Origin of the sequence: Microcoleus sp., from assembly GCF_041354475.1 — a bacterium.
Classification (GTDB): domain Bacteria; phylum Cyanobacteriota; class Cyanobacteriia; order Cyanobacteriales; family Microcoleaceae; genus Microcoleus.
This window is the reverse complement of record NZ_JBGJZU010000002.1, coordinates 15,874-34,864: the sequence shown is the minus strand read 5'-3', so window position 1 is coordinate 34,864 and position 18,991 is coordinate 15,874. Positions and strand designations below refer to the sequence as shown.

At 46.5% G+C, this 18,991-nt stretch carries 12 protein-coding genes and 1 tRNA gene; 5 read left to right on the top strand and 8 right to left on the bottom strand.

Annotation, left to right across the window (positions count from 1 at the left end; genetic code table 11):
• Nucleotides 1-283: 283 nt before the first annotated feature.
• The 7 genes from ACBR23_RS00835 to ACBR23_RS00805 form a co-directional block, all read right to left on the bottom strand.
• Nucleotides 284-1,504: an ABC transporter permease gene (locus ACBR23_RS00835; protein WP_371118582.1), complete on the bottom strand. Its 1,221-nt coding sequence runs from the start codon at nucleotides 1,502-1,504 to the stop codon at nucleotides 284-286.
• Between the two features lie 128 nt (nucleotides 1,505-1,632).
• Complete coding sequence (locus ACBR23_RS00830) at nucleotides 1,633-2,850, bottom strand: ABC transporter permease (RefSeq protein ID WP_371118583.1); 1,218 nt, start codon at nucleotides 2,848-2,850, stop codon at nucleotides 1,633-1,635.
• A gap of 396 nt (nucleotides 2,851-3,246) precedes the next feature.
• Nucleotides 3,247-5,100 (bottom strand): efflux RND transporter periplasmic adaptor subunit, encoded by a 1,854-nt coding sequence (locus tag ACBR23_RS00825; RefSeq protein ID WP_371114683.1) that lies wholly within the window; start codon nucleotides 5,098-5,100, stop codon nucleotides 3,247-3,249.
• A gap of 311 nt (nucleotides 5,101-5,411) precedes the next feature.
• Nucleotides 5,412-6,491 carry a class II fructose-bisphosphate aldolase gene (gene fba / locus ACBR23_RS00820; protein WP_341740127.1) on the bottom strand — a complete coding sequence of 360 codons (1,080 nt, stop codon included), beginning with the start codon at nucleotides 6,489-6,491 and terminating at the stop codon, nucleotides 5,412-5,414.
• A gap of 194 nt (nucleotides 6,492-6,685) precedes the next feature.
• Nucleotides 6,686-6,757, bottom strand: a tRNA-Lys gene (locus tag ACBR23_RS00815).
• A gap of 67 nt (nucleotides 6,758-6,824) precedes the next feature.
• A complete protein-coding gene (locus ACBR23_RS00810) occupies nucleotides 6,825-7,724 on the bottom strand; it encodes an aldose epimerase (RefSeq protein ID WP_341740126.1) in 900 nt (299 codons plus the stop codon).
• Nucleotides 7,725-7,817: 93 nt separating this feature from the next.
• Nucleotides 7,818-9,896, bottom strand: a complete 2,079-nt coding sequence (locus ACBR23_RS00805; RefSeq protein ID WP_371118584.1) for a CapA family protein — start codon at nucleotides 9,894-9,896, stop codon at nucleotides 7,818-7,820.
• 598 nt (nucleotides 9,897-10,494) lie between these two features.
• Here ACBR23_RS00805 and ACBR23_RS00800 point away from each other — a divergent pair.
• Nucleotides 10,495-10,806 (top strand): DUF6679 family protein, encoded by a 312-nt coding sequence (locus ACBR23_RS00800; RefSeq protein ID WP_340522346.1) that lies wholly within the window; start codon nucleotides 10,495-10,497, stop codon nucleotides 10,804-10,806.
• A 99-nt stretch (nucleotides 10,807-10,905) separates the two neighbouring features.
• Here the strand turns inward: ACBR23_RS00800 and ACBR23_RS00795 are convergent, their stop codons facing one another.
• On the bottom strand, nucleotides 10,906-12,546 hold the full coding sequence (locus ACBR23_RS00795; RefSeq protein ID WP_371114722.1) for an MBL fold metallo-hydrolase: 1,641 nt from the start codon (nucleotides 12,544-12,546) through the stop codon (nucleotides 10,906-10,908).
• A gap of 319 nt (nucleotides 12,547-12,865) precedes the next feature.
• Here ACBR23_RS00795 and ACBR23_RS00790 point away from each other — a divergent pair, with 319 nt between their 5' ends.
• The 4 genes from ACBR23_RS00790 to ACBR23_RS00775 all read left to right on the top strand — a co-directional run bounded on the left by ACBR23_RS00790 (nucleotide 12,866) and on the right by ACBR23_RS00775 (nucleotide 18,648).
• Nucleotides 12,866-14,059 (top strand): glycosyltransferase family 2 protein, encoded by a 1,194-nt coding sequence (locus ACBR23_RS00790; protein WP_371118585.1) that lies wholly within the window; start codon nucleotides 12,866-12,868, stop codon nucleotides 14,057-14,059.
• Between the two features lie 97 nt (nucleotides 14,060-14,156).
• Nucleotides 14,157-15,503, top strand: a complete 1,347-nt coding sequence (locus ACBR23_RS00785) for a glycosyltransferase family 2 protein (RefSeq protein ID WP_371114680.1) — start codon at nucleotides 14,157-14,159, stop codon at nucleotides 15,501-15,503.
• 280 nt (nucleotides 15,504-15,783) lie between these two features.
• Nucleotides 15,784-16,575: an ABC transporter permease gene (locus ACBR23_RS00780; protein WP_371118586.1), complete on the top strand. Its 792-nt coding sequence runs from the start codon at nucleotides 15,784-15,786 to the stop codon at nucleotides 16,573-16,575.
• Nucleotides 16,576-18,648, top strand: a complete 2,073-nt coding sequence (locus ACBR23_RS00775; protein ID WP_371114678.1) for an ATP-binding cassette domain-containing protein — start codon at nucleotides 16,576-16,578, stop codon at nucleotides 18,646-18,648.
• The last annotated feature ends 343 nt before the right edge of the window (nucleotides 18,649-18,991 follow it).

Sequence of the window (18,991 nt, the reverse complement as noted above, 5' to 3'; positions counted from 1 at the left end):
CTGCTGTTTGACTATTAAACTTCGATCCCCCCTAGCCCCCCTTAAGAAGGGGGGGATAAGAGTTCGATCTTTCGTCCCCCTTCCCCCCTTGGGGGGGGCTAGGGGGGGGTGGGGATGCGAGGGGGATCTAGACTTAGGTAAAAGCGAGAGATACCAAGGGTTTCAGGCGATTGTTGACACCTATGGGCATTGCCCTGTCCCTACTCGATAGACCTGGAATACCCTGTATGTTTTTGATTACCATAAAAGGAGCGTATTGTGTGAATAAATAAGTAAATATTTATTAAGCGCTTCTCAAGGCGGCGATCGCGTCTAGTTTGGCAGCTTGGCGGGCTGGGACAACGCCGAAGAAGAGGCCCACAGCACCGGAGACGCTGACTGCAAGGGCGATCGCCACGGGCGATATTCCAGCTTGTAGGGGTGTGAAATTACCGATGAGTAAAATGCCACTGACACCGACAAAAGTGCCGACTAGGCCTCCGGCGGCGGATAAAATTACAGCTTCGATAATAAATTGAAACAAGATATCTTGTTGGGATGCTCCGATCGCCTTTCTGAGCCCAATTTCCTGAGTACGTTCGCTCACCGACACCAGCATAATGTTCATAATCCCAATCCCACCAACTAACAAAGAAATGCTAGCAACGGCAGTTAACATAATTGTCAAAGCCCCAGAAATTGCCCCCATTCTTGCCATTAAATCTTTCTGATTTCTGACAGTAAAATCATCTTCTATGGTAGTTTTATGTCGCAATCTCAGCAGGTTTTCTACCTGAAATTGAGCCGCGTCCATTTTCGCTTCATCTTTAATAGAAATATATATAGATGTCACCGCTAAACCGTAGGGAGATTTTCGCCCGACAATGCGGTTTGCCATGGTGGCGATCGGCACTACGGCAGAGTTGTCATAATTAGTACCAAAAGATGTGCCTTTTGGTGCTAATACTCCAATTATTTTCATACTGACATTTTTAATCCGCACTTGTTGGTCGAGAGGATTAGTATTACCAAAGAGTTTCTCTGCTAATTCTGAACCAAGAACCACAACTTGGTTATTTTCCTTGACATCAATATCTGTTAAAAACCGCCCCTTTGCCATTTCAAAGCTTCGGACTTGCAGAAATTCGGGAATTGTGCCAAAAATCAAAGACGAAACATTTTTGTTACTGTAGCGAACTATTTCGGAACTGTTAAGTTCTGCGGAAACGCCTTGAACGGAGGGGACTTGAGAGGCGATCGCCTTTGCATCTTCTACTATCAGCGTCTGAGGTGCATTGCTAATTGCATTACGCCTAGCATTGGGTACTCCTGGCCTCACGATTAATACGTTGGTACCGAGGGATTGAACTTGTCCTGCAACATATTTTTGAGCTCCTTCTCCAACTCCAATCATCGCAATTACTGAGGCGTTACCCACAATCATCCCAATCATGGTTAAACTGCTGCGGGTTTTATTTGCTAGCAGGGTTTGACCGGCCATTTTGACGCTTTCAATAAAATTCATAATTGGGAATGGGAAATTGGGAATGGGAAATTGGTAATTGGGAATGGGTAATTGGTAATTGGTAATTGGTAATTAGAACAACAACTGCTTTCCTGTCAACTGCCAACTGTCAACTGTCAACTGACTAATTAAGCACTTCGGAGTGCAACAATTGGGTCTAGTTTTGCAGCTTGTTTTGCGGGCACGATGCCGAAAAATAAGCCGATGCTACCGGAAACACCGACTGCAAGGGCGATCGCCACTGGAGAAACACTAGCTTGCAAAGGAGTAAAAGCAGATACCAAAAGCACGCCACCAATACCAAATGCAGTGCCGATCGCCCCACCTGCCGCCGACAAAATCACCGATTCAATCATAAACTGAATTAAGATATCTTGCTCCGAGGCTCCGATCGCCTTTCTGAGTCCAATTTCCTTAGTGCGCTCAGTCACAGAAACTAGCATAATATTCATAATCCCGATCCCACCGACCAAAAGCGAAATTGCCGCCACAAAAGCCAACATCAACGTTAAAGCCGCTGTAATACTACCCAAAGTATTCATCAAATCTTTCTGATTTCTGACAGTAAAATCATCCTCCTTAGTAATTTTGTGACGCAATCTTAGCAGATTTTCTATTTGAAATTGCGCAGCTTGCATCATATTTTCATCTTTGATAGAAACCGAAATAAATGTGACTTTTGTACCGTAGGGAGAAGTTCTACCCACGATCCGATTTGCCATTGTTGTCAGCGGCAAATAAACATTCATATCTTGATTGTCACCAAAGCTAGAACCCTTAGCCTGCATCACTCCAATCACTTGAAAAGTAGAATTTTTGATGCGGATATATTGACCAATTGGCGGTGTATTACCAAACAATTGTTCGGCGGCTTCTGAACCTAAAGCTACTACATTTTCTTGTCGGGCTAAATCTAGTTTATTTAAAAAACGACCTTGGGCAATATCAAAGCTTCTAACTGTCAGAAACTCTGGAGTAGTTCCTACCACAGAAGACGAAACATTTTTGTTACGATAGGTAACGAGTTGACTATCATTGAGAGTTGGTGCAACTTCTTGGACAGAAGGAACTTGAGAGGCGATCGCCTCTGAATCCTCCAACACCAAAGTCTGAGGTGGAATCACGGGGCGACTTTGTGCTTCGGGACTTCCAGGAATAATAAATAGCAAGTTTGAACCCAGAGAGTTAACTTGTCCCTCGATAAAGGTTTGAGCTCCTTCGCCGATGCCAATCATCGAAATTACGGAAGCATTACCGATGATGATTCCTAACATCGTCAAGCTACTGCGAAGTTTGTTTGCCGTCAAAGTTGTGACGGCCATTTTGATGCTTTCAACAATATCCATAATTCGATTTTGAATTTTAGATTTTGGATTTTAGATTAGGGAATTGGGAATTGGTAATTGGTAATAGGGAATGGGGAATTGGTAATGTGTCAACTTAAGATTTAAGCCCATAATAAATCTCGCTTGTATTCGAGTCTATATCCCCCTAAATCCCCCTTAAGAAGGGGGACTTTGAATACTCTTTTTCTCCCCTTGTTAAGGGGGACTTTGACCGCTCTTGTCCCACCCCCTACTCCCCTTCTTAAGGGGAGTAGGGGGTGACTTTGACCGCTCTTGTCCCCCCCTTCTTAAGGGGGGTTAGGGGGGATCTCCGGGTTTAAAAACACCCTAGGGGCGATCAAGAGAAATAATGCCCAATGCCCAATGCCCCATACCCAATGCCCTATTCCCCATGCCCTACTTTTGATTCTTGATAATATCCTCCAACTTCTTACCTTGAGGAAGTTCTGTGAACACCCGATCGCCAGCCTTCGCACCCTCCAAAATCTGAATCTTATTACCTATCGTTGAACCAATGGTAACTGGGTGAAACTTAGGCTGCTGTTTCTCATCTGGAATCAACACACCTGTTTGACCTTTATTCGTCACAATTGCCACCGTCGGCACAACTAAAGCATTGCTCAACTTTTGACCCACAAATCTCAAATCTACATTCATCCCCGACTGCAACAAATCTTTGCCCGTATCTATGGCTACTCGGACTTGAAATAACGTCACATCCCGTTCTTTGACAGCTTCTGGGGCAATTAATTTAACGCGGCCTTTAAAAACTTTATCTGGATAAGCATCTGCCACTATTTCCACTACTTGACCCGGTTTAATTTGACTAATATCGGCTTCCGGGACTTTCGCTAAGACTTCCACATCTCTTGCTAAAGCCACAATCGATGTGGAAGTTGCCGAAGTAGCTTCAGATGCCGATGTTGCCGGAGTCACAAAAGCTCCTTGGATGGCGTACCTTTGGGTAATTATTCCTGCAAAGGGAGCGCGAACTTTGGTGTCTTCTAACTGCACTTCTTGATAACGGACTTGGGCTTGAGCTTCTGCTAAGTCTGCTTTAGCTTGTGCTACTTCTTCTGGGCGAGAGCCGTTTACTTGTACTGCTAATTGGCTTTTTGCTTCGGCAACTGCTGCTTGGGCTTTGGCTATTTCTTCTGGACGATTGCCGTTTTCTAATTGTGTTAATTTGCTTTTGGCTTCAGCAACTTCTGCTTCGGCTTTGGCTATTGCTTCCGATCGCGTCCCGTTTTTCAATTGGTTTAATCCTTGCTGCTCGACTTCAACAGCAGCTTGCAGTTGCTGGATTTGGGAGAGCCGATTTTCTTGCAGTTGTTGCAGGCGTCTTTGGGATTCTGTTACTTTAGCTTGGGCAGTCCGATTTTCTTTAATTAATTCATCCAGTTTATCTTGAGCCAGAGCACCTTCTTTGACTAATGACTGATTGCGTTCGACACGTTGAGCTGTTAGTTCGGCTTGGGCTTTACTCGATTCAATTTGGGTTTGTGCTTGGGCAATTTCTTGTTTTAAACTACCAGTTTGAGCATCTGCTAAACGAGCTTGAGCTTGGGCTAATTTAGCTTTCCCTTGGCTGACTTCTTCCACGCGACTACCGGTACGCAGTTGTTGCAAGCCGGCTTGACTTTGCTGCAAGCGGGATCTGGCTGCTGCGACTTCTTCCACCCGACTGCCGGCTTGGAGTTGAGCGAGACTGGCTTCGGCTTGATCTAAGCGGGCTTGGGCACTGGCGATGTCTTCCGAGCGATTCCCGGCCTCGATTTTGGCAAGTTTGGCTCGAATGCTAGTTTCCCTGGCTTTGGCTTGTTGGAGTTGGGCTTCGATGTCGCGACTTTCCATCCGGGCAATAATTTGTCCTGCTTCGACGCGATCGCCCTGTTCGACAAATAATTCTGCTATCCGCCCGGAGCCTTTGGGGCTGAGATTCACGCGCTGTACCGGCTGCACCGTGCCGCTAGATGTGATCCGCACGGTGAGGTTTTGCGATTCCACAGGCACTGTCAGGGTGGCGATCGCATCTACTTTGGGCTGGGATTTACTCTTTACTATATAGATGGTGGTCGGTACAGCTATCAACCCTGCTGCAAGCAGCCCGATCGCCCACCGTTTCGATTTGGGCGCGGGTTTTTTGGGGGACTGCTTTTGAGCGGTTTTGGTATCTGCAATCTGGGTATCTGCCGTCTTCGTATCTTCCACTTGGACTTGAGCAGTTTCCTTTTTAGGGCTAACGATCATACCGAGTCACCTAATTTAATCTCAGGATTACCTTTAAGGTAAAGTTTTTGTTAATGTTTGGCATCGTCTTTGAGACTCATCCGATCGGGTGATTTCAAAAAAGTTCCCGAATCAACATCTATTAAGAATTATATAGCCTATTTGACGTTTTTGAACCCAGCGAGGTAAAATTATCTGCCCTGAAGCTTACCTGGGGGAAAAATAAGTTATTCAAAAAGTCAAGGCACAAACAAAAACCGGGTAACTCCAAAGCTACCCGGAAATACCAAATTTAGGATTCAGACAAATCTAAAATCTAAACCTTAAAATTCTTAAACAGTTACAGCTTTCTTAGCAGTAGAGCTCAATTCGCCCTTAGCATATTTAGCTGCAAAATCATCCAAAGATACTTGCTTGATTTTTGTACCGTGGCCAGCACAGCCAAAAGATTGATAGCGATCGCTACAAACTTTTTGCATAAACTTGATCGATGGCTTCAAGAAGTGACGGGGATCAAACTCATCAGGCTTCGCAAACAAAGCTTGACGCACCGCAGCGGTAATCGCCAAACGGTTGTCAGTATCGATATTGATCTTGCGAACGCCGCACTTAATTCCCTTTTGGATTTCTTCGACTGGTACGCCGTAGGTTTCGCGGATTTTGCCACCGTTGCTGTTGATGATTTCCAGCAATTCTTGGGGCACAGAAGAAGAACCGTGCATTACCAAGTGAGTGTTTGGTAAGCGGCGGTGAATTTCTTCAATGCGGCTGATTGCCAAAATTTCGCCGGTGGGCTTGCGAGTAAACTTGTAAGCGCCGTGAGAAGTGCCGATCGCCACTGCTAGAGCATCAACGCCGGTTTGCTCAACGAAATCAACAGCTTGCTCAGGATCTGTCAACAATTGATCGTGAGACAAAGCACCTTCAAAGCCGTGTCCGTCTTCTGCTTCGCCCATCCCGGTTTCCAGAGAGCCCAAGCAACCCAGTTCACCTTCGACGCTAACGCCGATGGAATGAGCAACATTCACGACATCGCGAGTAACTTGAACGTTGTACTCGTAGCTAGCAGGAGTTTTAGCATCTGCTTCCAAAGAACCGTCCATCATCACGCTGGTGAAACCTTGGCGCATGGCAGAATAGCAAGTACCGGGGGCATTGCCGTGGTCTTGGTGCATGGAAATGGGGATGTGAGGATAGGTTTCAACTGCGGCCAAAATCAAGTGGCGCAGGAAGTTTTCCCCAGCGTAGGAGCGAGCGCCGCGAGAAGCTTGCAGGATCACGGGGCTGTTGGTTTCGTCAGCAGCACGCATGATCGCTTGGATTTGCTCCATGTTATTGACGTTGTAAGCCGGTAGGCCGTAACCATTTTCAGCCGCGTGGTCGAGCAGCAGTCGCATAGGTACTAGCGCCATAGATATTCCTCCTAATTATTTGTGGTTTCTGGCCAGTGAATTTTGGACAAGTTCAATTCTTACGACAATCTTAAGACAATTTGCTACCGATCGCGCAGGATGTTTGCAGATTCAATTGAAAATTCTCAATACTAAAATATTGAGTTCTGAGTGTTATACTCAGAACTCAATATTTCTTGTTTGATGTTAGTTTATGGGTCGCCCGGGATTTGAACCCGAGACCAATCGGTTAAAAGCCGAATGCTCTACCGCTGAGCTAGCGACCCGCGAAAACATTGTTACCGCGCACATTTACTAATAGTAGCACCCATCATTTTAAATAGCAAGTCTTTTTTACAAAAAAGTTGCCGTCATCCGCACCAACATCTCGCAAGTCGCGCCGGGGGGCAAATACATCAAGTGTTCGCCTGTGTTTAGGGCATTCCGAGGAGCAGTCCAAGGTTCCAAACAGTAAAAATCCTTGCCTTTGAGCATCCAGAAGACCAACTTGCCATAGCTAGAGCTGTAGCTAAGGGTGAGGCGTAAATCGCGAGCCGAGTCAGTGACAGTAGCAGCCAGGCCTGTGAGTTCATCAAAGGAAACATCTATTTCATCCAGGTTGGGGTCAAAAACTCCGGTGAAATAACCCTTGGAGTGAGTGTTCTGATCTCTGTACTGCATCCCCGGAATTTCAAAGCGGAGCTGGGATTTGTCCTCTGCTAAAAAGTAAGGGTGTAAGCCGCTAGAAAAGGGCATCGGTTCCTCAGACAGATTGGTGTATCGCTGAAAAATTTCCAAAGCATTGCCTTTAATCTGATAAGTAAAGGCTAGTTGGAAATCAAAGGGATAAACAGCCAGGGTCTTGTCGCTACTTTCGAGCATCAGGGTAACAGCGGCGCAACCATCCGTCACCATTTCCTCTACCGTCCAAGGTAAATCGCGAGCAAAGCCGTGCTGTTTGAGTTGCCGCTCCACTCCCTTGTGTGTGTAGGTATTGTCGGGGAGATTGCCACAGATGGGAAACAGGATCGGCACTCCGCCTCGTACAGTCAAATCGGGATTGGTGAACCGTTCGGTGTCTAAGTATAAGATTTCTTTGCCTTCAACCAGCCAGCTAGTGGCAATACCGCCTCGTTCCGGCACAACTTCGAGAGTGGAGTTAGCGGTTTCGTCAGAGAGGACGTAGGTTTTGTACTGCTTTTGCTTGAGCGCGATCGCAAACACATTTGTCATCGGTAGTAGGTCATGGATCATTGGTTGTCAGTCAATTTGTGGTTAGTAGTTAGTCGCCCATTTGTTGCTACCCCTTGGACTCTCATTTCTTCCCTCGGTAGTCCTCCCTGCTGGTTAACCTATCTTTGCAGATAGGGGAGGCAAGGCGATCGGCTTGTAGTCGCTGGAGGTTTTTTTAGCTGGGAGCAGCGCTGTGGGAGTCGGTGGTTTGACCGCGAGTTTGAAGGATACAGACTGAGTTGGGGGAAGATAACTTTGGGGACTGCTTCCTGTTGGCGAACTCGGAGATGGCGGCGAAATGAACGGTTCTTTGATGAATGGCTCTTTGGTAAATGGATCTGATTCGCCACTAGGTTTTTGACGTTCACCTCGGTAGATGCGGGGTGGCAAATCTTTACTCGGAGGCGGGCTTGACTCAACAGCCGGAAAGTTTCCGTTCTCAAAAAATGACGAATTTTCTTGCTGTTTGGGTGCCACGGGCAAAGTGGGCAAACTACGATTTGGTTTGATTTGTCCTGGCTGGGGTTGGCTACTTTCACCTCCTAGGGAAGGGGCATCTGGCTGGGATTTTTGTGTACGGTTCTTAATCACTACTGGTAATTGAGAATTCGGATTTTTTTGGTCTGGTACTCCCGACAATGGGGCTTCTAGAACTACTTGCGATCGCATCGGTCGATCGAAGATACTCGAAATCTGCTCGACGCGCTTAAGGATGCGATCGGCCGCTGCTCCTGTCACCACCTTCGGCTGAAACTTTTTTACCTCCACAGGCAGAAACTCTACTTTCATATTTCTGTCTTTGAGCGATACTTTCAGCACTGCTGTGTCGTAATCGCTACGAGCATTGCCCCCAAAGATAAAATTTCCCAGGGAGTAAACTATCGGTCTGCCTTTGTAAACTTCCGCACCTTGCAGAACATGGGGGTGGTGTCCTACCACCAAATCAGCTCCTTGGTCGATCGTGAACCGAGCCAAATCTATCTGCCAATCCCCTGGATAATCTGCCAATTCTACTCCCCAGTGATAATTCACAATAATCCAGTCTACCTGACCCCTGAGAGCTCGAATATCCTCCGCCACACGGTTATTGCGGCGCGGGTTAGTTCCTGCTGTCCCCAAGTCGGCAGCGTGGAGGTCAGAATCGTAGTAACCAAGGTAAGCGATCCGCTGACCCTTAACTTCAATAATATCTGGACGCCTTGCTTCTTTAATATTTTTGCCGGCTCCCAGATGCTGAATTCCCGCATTATTTAGAGTATTTATAGTTTCCACCAGTCCAGGTTCCTGGTAGTCCATAGCGTGGCTATTTGCTAGATTGACAATATCCACTCCGCCTGCTGTTAATACTTTGACCAGTTCTGGATCGGCTTGAAAATTTAATTGTTTTTTATTTTTACCCAAGCTAGAACGAGTCAGGGGATTTTCTAGGTTCACCATCGCCACATCTGCTTTGCGATATTCTTCCATGTTTGCGAAGGCCCAATCGTAGCCTCTGTCTGCCACTTTGGAAAAGGCATCTAATAGATTCACATTCCCGCCGAACATCAGAGTAACAGTAGGGTCATAAGGATTGGCAACTCGATCGAGCTTTACTACTGGTAATGTTTCTAAAGCTCCTTGTACGGTGTTCCCGCGTTTGGGAGGAGGACCGGACATTACTGCCACTTTCTGGTATGCAGAGGTGGGCGGGTCTAACCGCATCACCAGAGCTTCTTGGTATGTCACCCAACAACCTAATATAAATGAAGCCAGTGATGAACCGACTAGCAGTAGAGAACGATAGCTTTTAAATTTAACCCAATCGAATACCAGCAGGGAACGGTAACGTCGCCGTCCCCGATTTGCCGGAGTGACGATGCGTACTGATTGTTTCCAAAGAATTTCTGGTTCTCCTGCTAAACGCGCGTGAATTCTCACGCCTTCTACTGCTGGCGAGTTAAGTCTCCACAGTTGGTGACAAATGAATTTGACTACACCTTCTCGCAGAGTGCTCCCCAGTAGTGTGGCATCTGAAGCAAAGTCGCGCTGGAATTCTACCAAGATTTGTACGCATCCTGCCTGAGCCTCTTCGACGCGGGCATAAATCCCTTCTGGTCGCAGCAAACTGTCTATCCAATAATTAAGCGCTTGAAAGTTTCCCGATCGCGCTAGCTCCAGAATAGACGGCTGCGACCAATTTTCTGCATATACCATCAATTAGCCTCCTTAACACGCTTCACTCGCGCTGACTTCAATTTTTGTTAACGGAACCGCAATTTTCTTAGCTTAACCGCCACAGGTTCCGCTGCCCGCTTTGAAGCTAGTTATTGGCCGCCACCATTTTCTACATTTAGTTGCCCACTGCTGTCAGTGACTTCCATCACAATTGGCTAATTTTAATCCTAACCTTTGGTGATGAGTGGCAAAATTTGCGGAAAAATGGATGGGCGATCGAAATTTCTTTGCAGAGTCTGTTTTTATTATCCTTGTTTGAGTATCGCTTTGACGATCGATCTGCACATATAGCATTTCGGCAGTTCGGCACTTGGGCTTGAGGTATGGCAGTTCGGCAGAAGGCAGACGCTGATCCTAGGTCCTAATACAGGCACAGCATAAACTGTGACAATATAAATGGCGTAGTAGGTAGATTTAGTGGTATCATTTAATTTGGTAATTCCCATCGGTTTCAAAGTTTTAGAAAACGTGAAACTGGCTAGTCTATCGGGCTGTGCCTTCCGATGTAAAGCTCAAAGTACGTTAATGTAAACAGGCAATCTTTTAAGCAAGTTACACTGCGCAGGAGAACTGACAAATGCTACAGCGCAAAATCTATCAACTCTGTTGTGATGGTCGTGAGGTTTCTATTTTTCTTCGAGATCAGCAACGTTGGATAGAGCGCGCTCGTATCCTAGATATTGAAGGGGATCTAGTCACGCTGCGCTACGAAACCGACGAAGAAGACGAACTCAGCTCTTGGGAAGAAATGGTGCGTCTAGAGAGTATTGGCTCTGTGTCCCAAAAATTGGCTTCGGTGTCGAGAATTAACTGCGAGCCCCTAGTTTCTGACGATTGTCCAGAAGCAGAACAAATTCGCAATCACTACCCAGACTCTAGTTTGGAATAGTTTTCAGATTCTGTCTAGGCAGGAAATCACACTGGGGAGATTAGAAAATAACTTTTCTCCCTTTTTTGCGCTCTGTTTCTGTTGTAGTTGAACAGGGAACTAGGGGCTGTCGGTTTCCTCCGAGGGGGAGAGTTCCGACTCTGGTATCGATTTAAACACGGGACAGTAGCCATCGGGAGTGACTTTGAATCCAAACAAAGGAGATAATTGACTCCAACAGCGCTGGCCGCGGTAGTGCTGGCAGTTGGCACAGCATTCGATGTTGATGATGCGAGTTCGATCGCTCCCTTGAAACAACAGTTCCCGTTGAGAAATCCCCCGCAGCACAAGTTCCTCCCCTTGCCATCGGGCTTCTACCAAACCGGTATCGGCAAAATTGACCCAGCGGGGATCGTCTGTAATCTGGTGTGGCAAATTAATGGCTACTTCCGTCCCCAAGTCACTGAGTTCTCCCTCATAATTAGTTTCCGGGATGGCCGGTTGCAAAAACATTTCGCCCAGGGGCAGATCTACAATAGTTCCGGTGGCAGGAGTGTGCAACTGGTAGCGGTTTCGCAACTCGTCCAAATTAGCCAAATCCGCCAAATAGGCGGGGGAACCGTGGATCAAAATTACGTGCTGCGGGCGCAAGTTGTGAATTAGCTGGGTAGTTCCGGGTCCGTCACAGTGTTCGGCTAATAAGTAAGTTTCGATCGGTCGGACTCCTGATTCCTGTCTGTCACCAACAGATTCTCTGACAGGATATCCGGGTTTTTGAGGTAGAAGTACAATCCAAGGATGGGTGCGATCGGCAACGTACAAATTCCAATCAGCAGTTTCATCAGTAATCACAATACAGGGGCCTTGGCCCAAAAATGGCTGCTGTTTGGGATCTCGTCGGCGCACGCGGGGTTTGACCCTTTCATCCCAAAATAAAGGTTGATGCAGAGCAAAATTTTGGACTGCTGTGGGAAATTGAGGTAGCAATTCCAAATAAGCGTCGCAGCCGTCAGCCACCGCACCATCTACCCAGATATCTAAGTCGCGACCGGTAAAATAGTGGTGGCTGCGGAGTAGCATTAGGAGTTCTTGGCCCAAACCCAGTGCTGGTGTGGGCAACAGTACGGAATAGCCGTCGGCGATCGCGCGATGAATCCGTTCTGCTAACTGATTTTCCAGTTGTCGGCGGTGAGGGTGACGGGCAGTACCATAACTGCCTTCCAAAATTAGCACATCGGGTTTGAGTCCCCGGAGTTCTCCCAGGGGCAACCCTTCCACCAAACGAGAATTGGACAGAAAAAAATCACCGGTGTAAACGAGGGTGTAGGTGCGGTGGGGGGCAGCATAGGTGAGGATGGCAGTGGCCGCTCCGGGCAAATGGCCCGATGGGAATAACTGGACGGTGAGTCCCCGGCGCAGTTCCACGGGGGACTGCCAAGGCAGTGGCTGACAGAAATGCAAATCTGATGACTGGGCCTGTTGTAACCAGTTCAGGGGTAGCAGTTGGGTTGTCACTTCGCTGGCATAGATGGGTAACTGGGGGAAAGATTGGTGAAGTGCTAGTAAACCTCTGGCGTGGTCGGCATGGGCATGGGTACATATCACTAAATCGGCGGGATCTGGCCGATCGAGGTCTGCTGACAGCAGTGGGATATTTTCGACACCACAGTCAAGTAAAATCCGGTGCGGTCCCATTCGCACTAACAGACAGACGCCTTCATTACCATGACCTGCGCCGTAAGGTAAACAATCGAGTTCCATCATTGCGGTGAGCTCCCTGCTTTGCGCGCAATTTGCTGTATCACCACATTTAAACTCTTGTGACGACTCCATTGAGCGATCGAGTGGAAATGTTTGCGATACAAATTCTGCCCTTAAGATTTGATGCTACCAAGGAAAGGGATCTTGCGAGTGATACATAATTGGTAGTAAATCAGGATTTATCATAAAACTGGGTTGAAAACCCTGTCACTCCGGCGAAGCTGAACTCTTAACCGCCGTTGGGCCAGGGATTTGTATCAGTTTCGCATCTGGCTCTAATGGTGTGGAAAAGTAATAGCAAAAATCTATCGGATAACTCATGGCAACAGCTATTCTCGACCTCGAAATTTCTCAACTGCCGCCAGAAATAGCGTTTGAGGAGCGCTACAGCAAAGCGCTGGTGTTAATTCGATTGCACGGAAATCCGATCGGTCAAGCAACTTTGCCAGTAGTCGGAGGTCGCATTGGCGGCGATGAATTACAGGAAGCACTGACGAAGGCTGTGGGGAAAAACCTTGGAAAAAACTGGCTTTGGGAGGCCTTAGCATGGGACGAACGGGGGCCTGTGCAGCCTGTGCCGATCGCCACCGTAGCGGTTTGCACGCGCGATCGCCCGGAAGATTTGCAGCGCACTCTTGAAGCATTGATGGGACTGCCCGATGATGGTCAGGAATACTTGGTAATTGACAACTGTCCCGCCACTGATGCTACCAGGGAACTGGTCAAAAATTACCCAAAAGTCCGTTATGTGCGGGAGGATGTACAGGGCTCCAGCGCGGCCCGCAATCGAGCTTTACGGGAAGCTAAACACGAATTCGTGGCGTTTACAGATGACGATGCGACTCCCGATCGGAATTGGTTGCGATCGCTCTTGCAAAATTTCAGTGACCCCAGAGTGATGTGCGTGACGGGCCTAGTGATGCCACTGGAACTGGAAACAGAAGCCCAAGAATGGTTTGAGCGCTACAGCCCCCACGGGCGGGGATTTGAGCGCCTAATATTTGATGGGGCCCACAGCAATCCTCTGGTTGTGCATCTGGTGGGGGTTTCAGCGAGTATGGCTGTGCGTTCAAGTTCGATGGACTTTATCGGGCTGTTTGACGAAGCTTTGGGGGCGGGAACGCCAGCGGCTAGCGGGGAAGACTGCGAATTTTTTACCCGCATTTTGCGATCGGGCTACTGCATTGTCTACGAGCCCAGGGCCTTGAGTTGGCATCGCCATCGGCGCACCTGGGAAGAATTGCGGAACACTCTTGAAGGCTATGGAGTGGGAGTCTATGCTTTTTGGACGCAGATGATTTTGGTGCATCGAGAATTCGGCGTGATGCTGTTAGGCTTGTCATGGTTGTGCTACAAACAAATTCCTGAACTAATTGCTTCAGTGCGAAAGCAACCGGATGCTGTTCCTAGTGATTTGCTTTTGGCTCAATTACGGGGCTGTATTAGTGGGCCGATGGCTTATTTTGCTTCTCGGAAGTGGTTGCAAAAGATTAAGGAAGAAATTAGTTGTTAGTTGTTGGTTGTTAGTTGTTGGTTGTTAGTTGTTAGTTGTTAGTTGTTGATTATAATAACCGATGCCCGATTCCCAGTTCCCAATTACCAATGTAAATATGGAAAACATAACAGTTAGTATAGTTCTGATAACTCACAACCGCAGTTATTCGCTGCGGCGGGCTTTGGATGCTTTGCAATTACAGACTTATCTCTTAGAACTCATCGAAGTTAGAGTGGTGGTAGATAGCTGCATTGACGATACTTTAGCAATGTTAGAAGAGTACAAAGCTCCTTTTAAACTCCAAATAATTGAGGCAAATTGCCGCAGTGTGGGTATGTCTCGTAATGTTGGAGCTTTAGAGGCTACTGGACAAATGTTGCTGTTTCTCGATGATGATATCGAACCAACTCCCTGTTTAGTAGAAAACCATTTGCGGGTTCATCGAGAGCATCCGGGCTGCGCTGCGATCGGTCCTTATCCGCCAAAGTTACGCTCCAGGACTAAGTTTTTTGAGATAGAAGTGCGGACTTGGTGGGAGGAAAAATTTTACCAGATGAGCAAGCCCGATCACCGCTATAGTTATCAAGATTTGCTCTGTGGCAATCTTTCTATTGAGACTAAACTGTTTGCTAGCACCGCAGGTTTTGATTCTGCCTTTGGTCCTGGTACTGCCTATGAAGATTATGAATTCGCCTTGCGTTTGCTCAAGGCAAATGTGCCTTTTGTGGCGGCACCGGATGCTGTTGGCTATCATTATGAACATGAAACTAATTATCTCGATCGCTCTTTTGGTCGTGCTCGTGCGGAAGGGCGATCGGATGTTTTGATCGGTGAGCGACACCCAGAAATCAAACCCTTTCTACACATCAAGGACTATGAGACTCCTGATGCGTTGGTAGATAAAATTTTGGTGGCGATGGTGTTTCTATGGCCAGCCGGCTTAGATTTGTTGACTATCGGACTCAGAAAATCCCTTGACTGGCTGGAATACCTGGGGATGCGGGGTAGTTGGCGGTGGCTGCGGACAAGACTACTGGCTTACTCCTATTTGCGGGGGGTGATGGATAGTTTGCCAACGCGATCGGCTGTGGCGAGTTTTATGCAATCAGGAACGGCTAGCGCGGCTGTCAGGGCACAGGAAATTGAAATTGACTTGCAGGAAGGTTGGTTGGAGGCAGAGCGAATCATTGACGAAAAACGACCAGATGGGGTTCACCTGCGTTACGGTGAAATTCCGGTGGGTCACATCGCCCCGAAAGTTGGTATGGAACCACTACGAGGCGTTCACTTGCGTCCAATTTTGGCAAATACGATGTGGGAGGAATTGCTAGGGGCGATCGCCCTTAAAGGTATGCCGAAAAGTGCGGTCCAGAATGGGTCTAGTTTAGTTGACAACAGCCTACTTCAACATCTACAGTTATCTATAGTATTGGACAAAAAAATCAGCGATCGTCCTTCCTAGAAAGCAGCTATAGGGAGAAACCTGGTTTGTGACGACAATATTATATTTAAATATTTAATACTGGCAAAAACCAGATTGATTGGGAACTCCTGCTTAATTCTTATGATTTTAACCAAGACGAATGGGTCGTTAAATAATTAGGAATCCACCATGGTAATTAGGTCAATAAAACTGATGGGAGTCGATTTTTTAGAATCAAGGGCTGAGCCAGCAACTCAGGTGCAGATTGAGTGGGTGGAGACTACGCAACCAGAACTTGAAATAATGGGTGGGGTATGCTATGAAAAATAGGGTAAATGTGGGGAACATTCGCAAAATCATTCATTTCTTTGATTTGCTGCGGGTGTTGGTCGATCGAGATATGAAATTACTTTACAAGCGATCGTCTTTAGGTATTGCTTGGACTTTAATCAGTCCGCTGTTACAGTTAGCTGTATTTTCCTTTGTATTTCGCTCCGTCATACCCATTAATGTTTCTAAGTTCTCTTCCTTTGCGTTCAGCGGTTTGTTAATATGGACTTGGAGTCAGACAGCGCTATTCAAATCGACGGCACTGATTACCAACAACCGCGCTTTAATTAGACAGCCAAATTTTCCCACAGAAATTTTACCATTGGTGACAACAACCACGGGGTTAATTCACTTTTTGCTGGCGCTACCGGTGCTAATTATCTTTCTGGCTGTTGATGGCGTGCGGCCCAGTTATGTACTGCTGATTTTACCGCTATTGATGTTGATTCAGTTTGTTTTGACGGTGAGTTTTGCTTATCCACTCGCTGCGTTGAATGTCACATTTCGTGATACTCAACACACTTTGGGTGTGCTGTTACAGATGTTTTTTTACCTGACTCCGATTTTTTACGACCTCAGCAGCGTCCCGCAAGCATATCGTGCATTCTATCAGTTAAATCCCATGGTACCTCTGATGCAAGCCTACCGCGATGTACTGTTGAGAGGTATTCAGCCGGATTGGGTAGCACTGTTAATTGTCAGCGCTGTTGTGGCTGCTCTTTTTCCGATCGGGTTGGGGATTTTTCGACGCCAAAGCGATCGTTTTGTGGAGGAATTGTAAATGCGTCCAGCTATTGTTGTTAAGGGTTTGGGGAAACGTTTTAACCGCTACAGTGCCGATCGACCTTTTACTATTATGGAGGCCGCTTTGTGGGGATGGTGGCGGATGAAACCCCAGGCTCATTTTTGGGCGCTGCGAGATGTGAGTTTTACGGTGTCTCCTGGGGAAATGCTGGGAATTATTGGCAAAAATGGGGCCGGAAAATCGACCCTATTACAACTTGTTGGCGGTATTGGCTGCGCTGAGGAAGGGACTATTGAGGTTAATGGCAGAATTGGTGGTTTGTTAGATTTGGGGGCAGGTTTTCATTCGGATTTAACTGGTAGAGAAAATGTGTTTGTGGGGGCGGTGGTGGCTGGTTTGACTCACAGAGAAGCGGGGCGTCGGTTTGATGATATTGTTGAATTTGCGGAGTTGGAAAAGTTTATTGATAGCCCCATGCGGACTTACAGTACGGGGATGCAAATGCGTCTGGCTTTTTCGGTGGCGGTTCACACCGATCCAGAAGTGCTTTTAGTAGATGAACATTTGTCGGTTGGGGATGTGGCTTTTCAAACTAAATGTTTGAATAAGATTAATGATTTTAAGAGTCAAGGTTGTGCAATTGTTTTGATTTCTCACATGGCTGAGCAAATTCAGAAAATGTGCGATCGGGCTTTGTGGTTGCGATCGGGTACAATCATGGCTTACGGGGAGACTGAAGCCGTAATCAGTCAGTATTTAGGGGAAATGGGTTCGGAAACTGAAATACTTAATCCCCTGATTCTTCCTCAAGTAACAAGTACCGTTTCTCCACAGCGAGTTAATCAACATTGCTTCGGTTCTTTAGGTGTCAAAATTACGGATGTTAAAGTGTTACCGGATGGAGAAATTGAGAGTGGCGATTCTGTAACTATTGAGATAGATTATGCGGTGGTCAAGTCAATTTCTGGTGTGATATTTGGGGTGACAATTAGCCGGAAAGACGGTCAAATTTGTTTGGATATTAAAACCAATAAAATCGGTCAATTGCTACCGCTGGCTCAGGGTGAGGGCAAAATTAGGCTGTATTTAGATAGATTAGATTTGGGGAATGGTCAATATTATGTAAATGTTGGGGTTTATGAAAAAACCTTGGCTTATACTTATGATTATCGCCATCAGGTTGCTCCGTTGTATGTGCGATCGCCTTTACGCCAAAACACGATTCTTTGTCCTCCTTACCGCTGGGAGTGGGATGGTCAAATCGAGAGTGCCCAATTAGCAAATCAAGTTGAACCAACTCACCCTATTAATAAAAACAATCCGAATTATGCCACAATTTTGACTCAGTTGCAAGAGCAGAGTAAGCCTAATTTTTTAATGTTGGGTTCTCCACAATGCGGTATTGAGGCTTTGTATGGATGTCTGGAAAATTCCTTGCAAATTATTCAAGCAGGTGCGAGGAAAGTTCACTTTTTTGACTTAAATTACGATCGCGGTGTCGAGTGGTATAGCCAGCAGTTGACTCACGGTGTGGCGGGAGATACAGTGCTGCGCTGGGAGATGACTCCTGAGTATATGGATCATCCTTTGGTAGCGGAACGGGTTTATAAGTGTTTCCCCGATGTGAAATTAATTATGATGCTCAGAAATCCCGTGCAAAGAGCATGGGTACACTATAATTTGGAAGTGGCGATGGGTTTTGAAGAGTTCGATGTTACCAAGGCGATCGCTTCTGAGTGCGATCGGCTAGCAGGTGAAATCGAAAAACTTCGTTCTACTCCAAATTACCACAGTTTTAATCACCAGCACTATTCCTATTTGTCGCGGGGTATTTATGTGGAACAAATCAAGAATTGGCTGGACTATTTCCCAAGAGAACAGTTGTTGATTTTGAAGACTGAGGATTTTCAGGAAAATCCTGGTAAGGTATTTTCTAAGGTGTTGAATTTCTTGGATATTAGCGCTAGTGCTGTCAAGGAATACGAGATTAATATTGTTGAGGATTATAGTAAAATGCCGGAGGCGATGGAAGATAAATTAATCGGTTATTTTAAGCCTTATAATCAGCAGTTGTCTGATTTGTTGAAAGAGGATTTTAGTTGGAGTTAGGGAAAGAGTTTTTTACCGCAGAGAGCGCAGAGAGCGCAGAGAGTGCTAAAAGGAACATAAATCATAGCTCTTTCTTCTCTTCCTCTGTGTCCTCTGCGCTCTCTGTGGTAAATTTAAAAAAATCTTATTCACCAACACTTTATCAAGTATCAACATGAACAGAGTTTTTTACCTTACTAGAGCGCAGAGAGCGCAGAGAGCGCTGAAAGGAACATGAATCATAGCTCTTTCTTCTCTTCCTCTGTGTCCTCTGCGCTCTCTGTGGTAAATTTAAAAAAATCTTATTCACCAACACTTTATCAAGTATCAACATGAACAGAGTTTTTTACCTTACTAGAGCGCA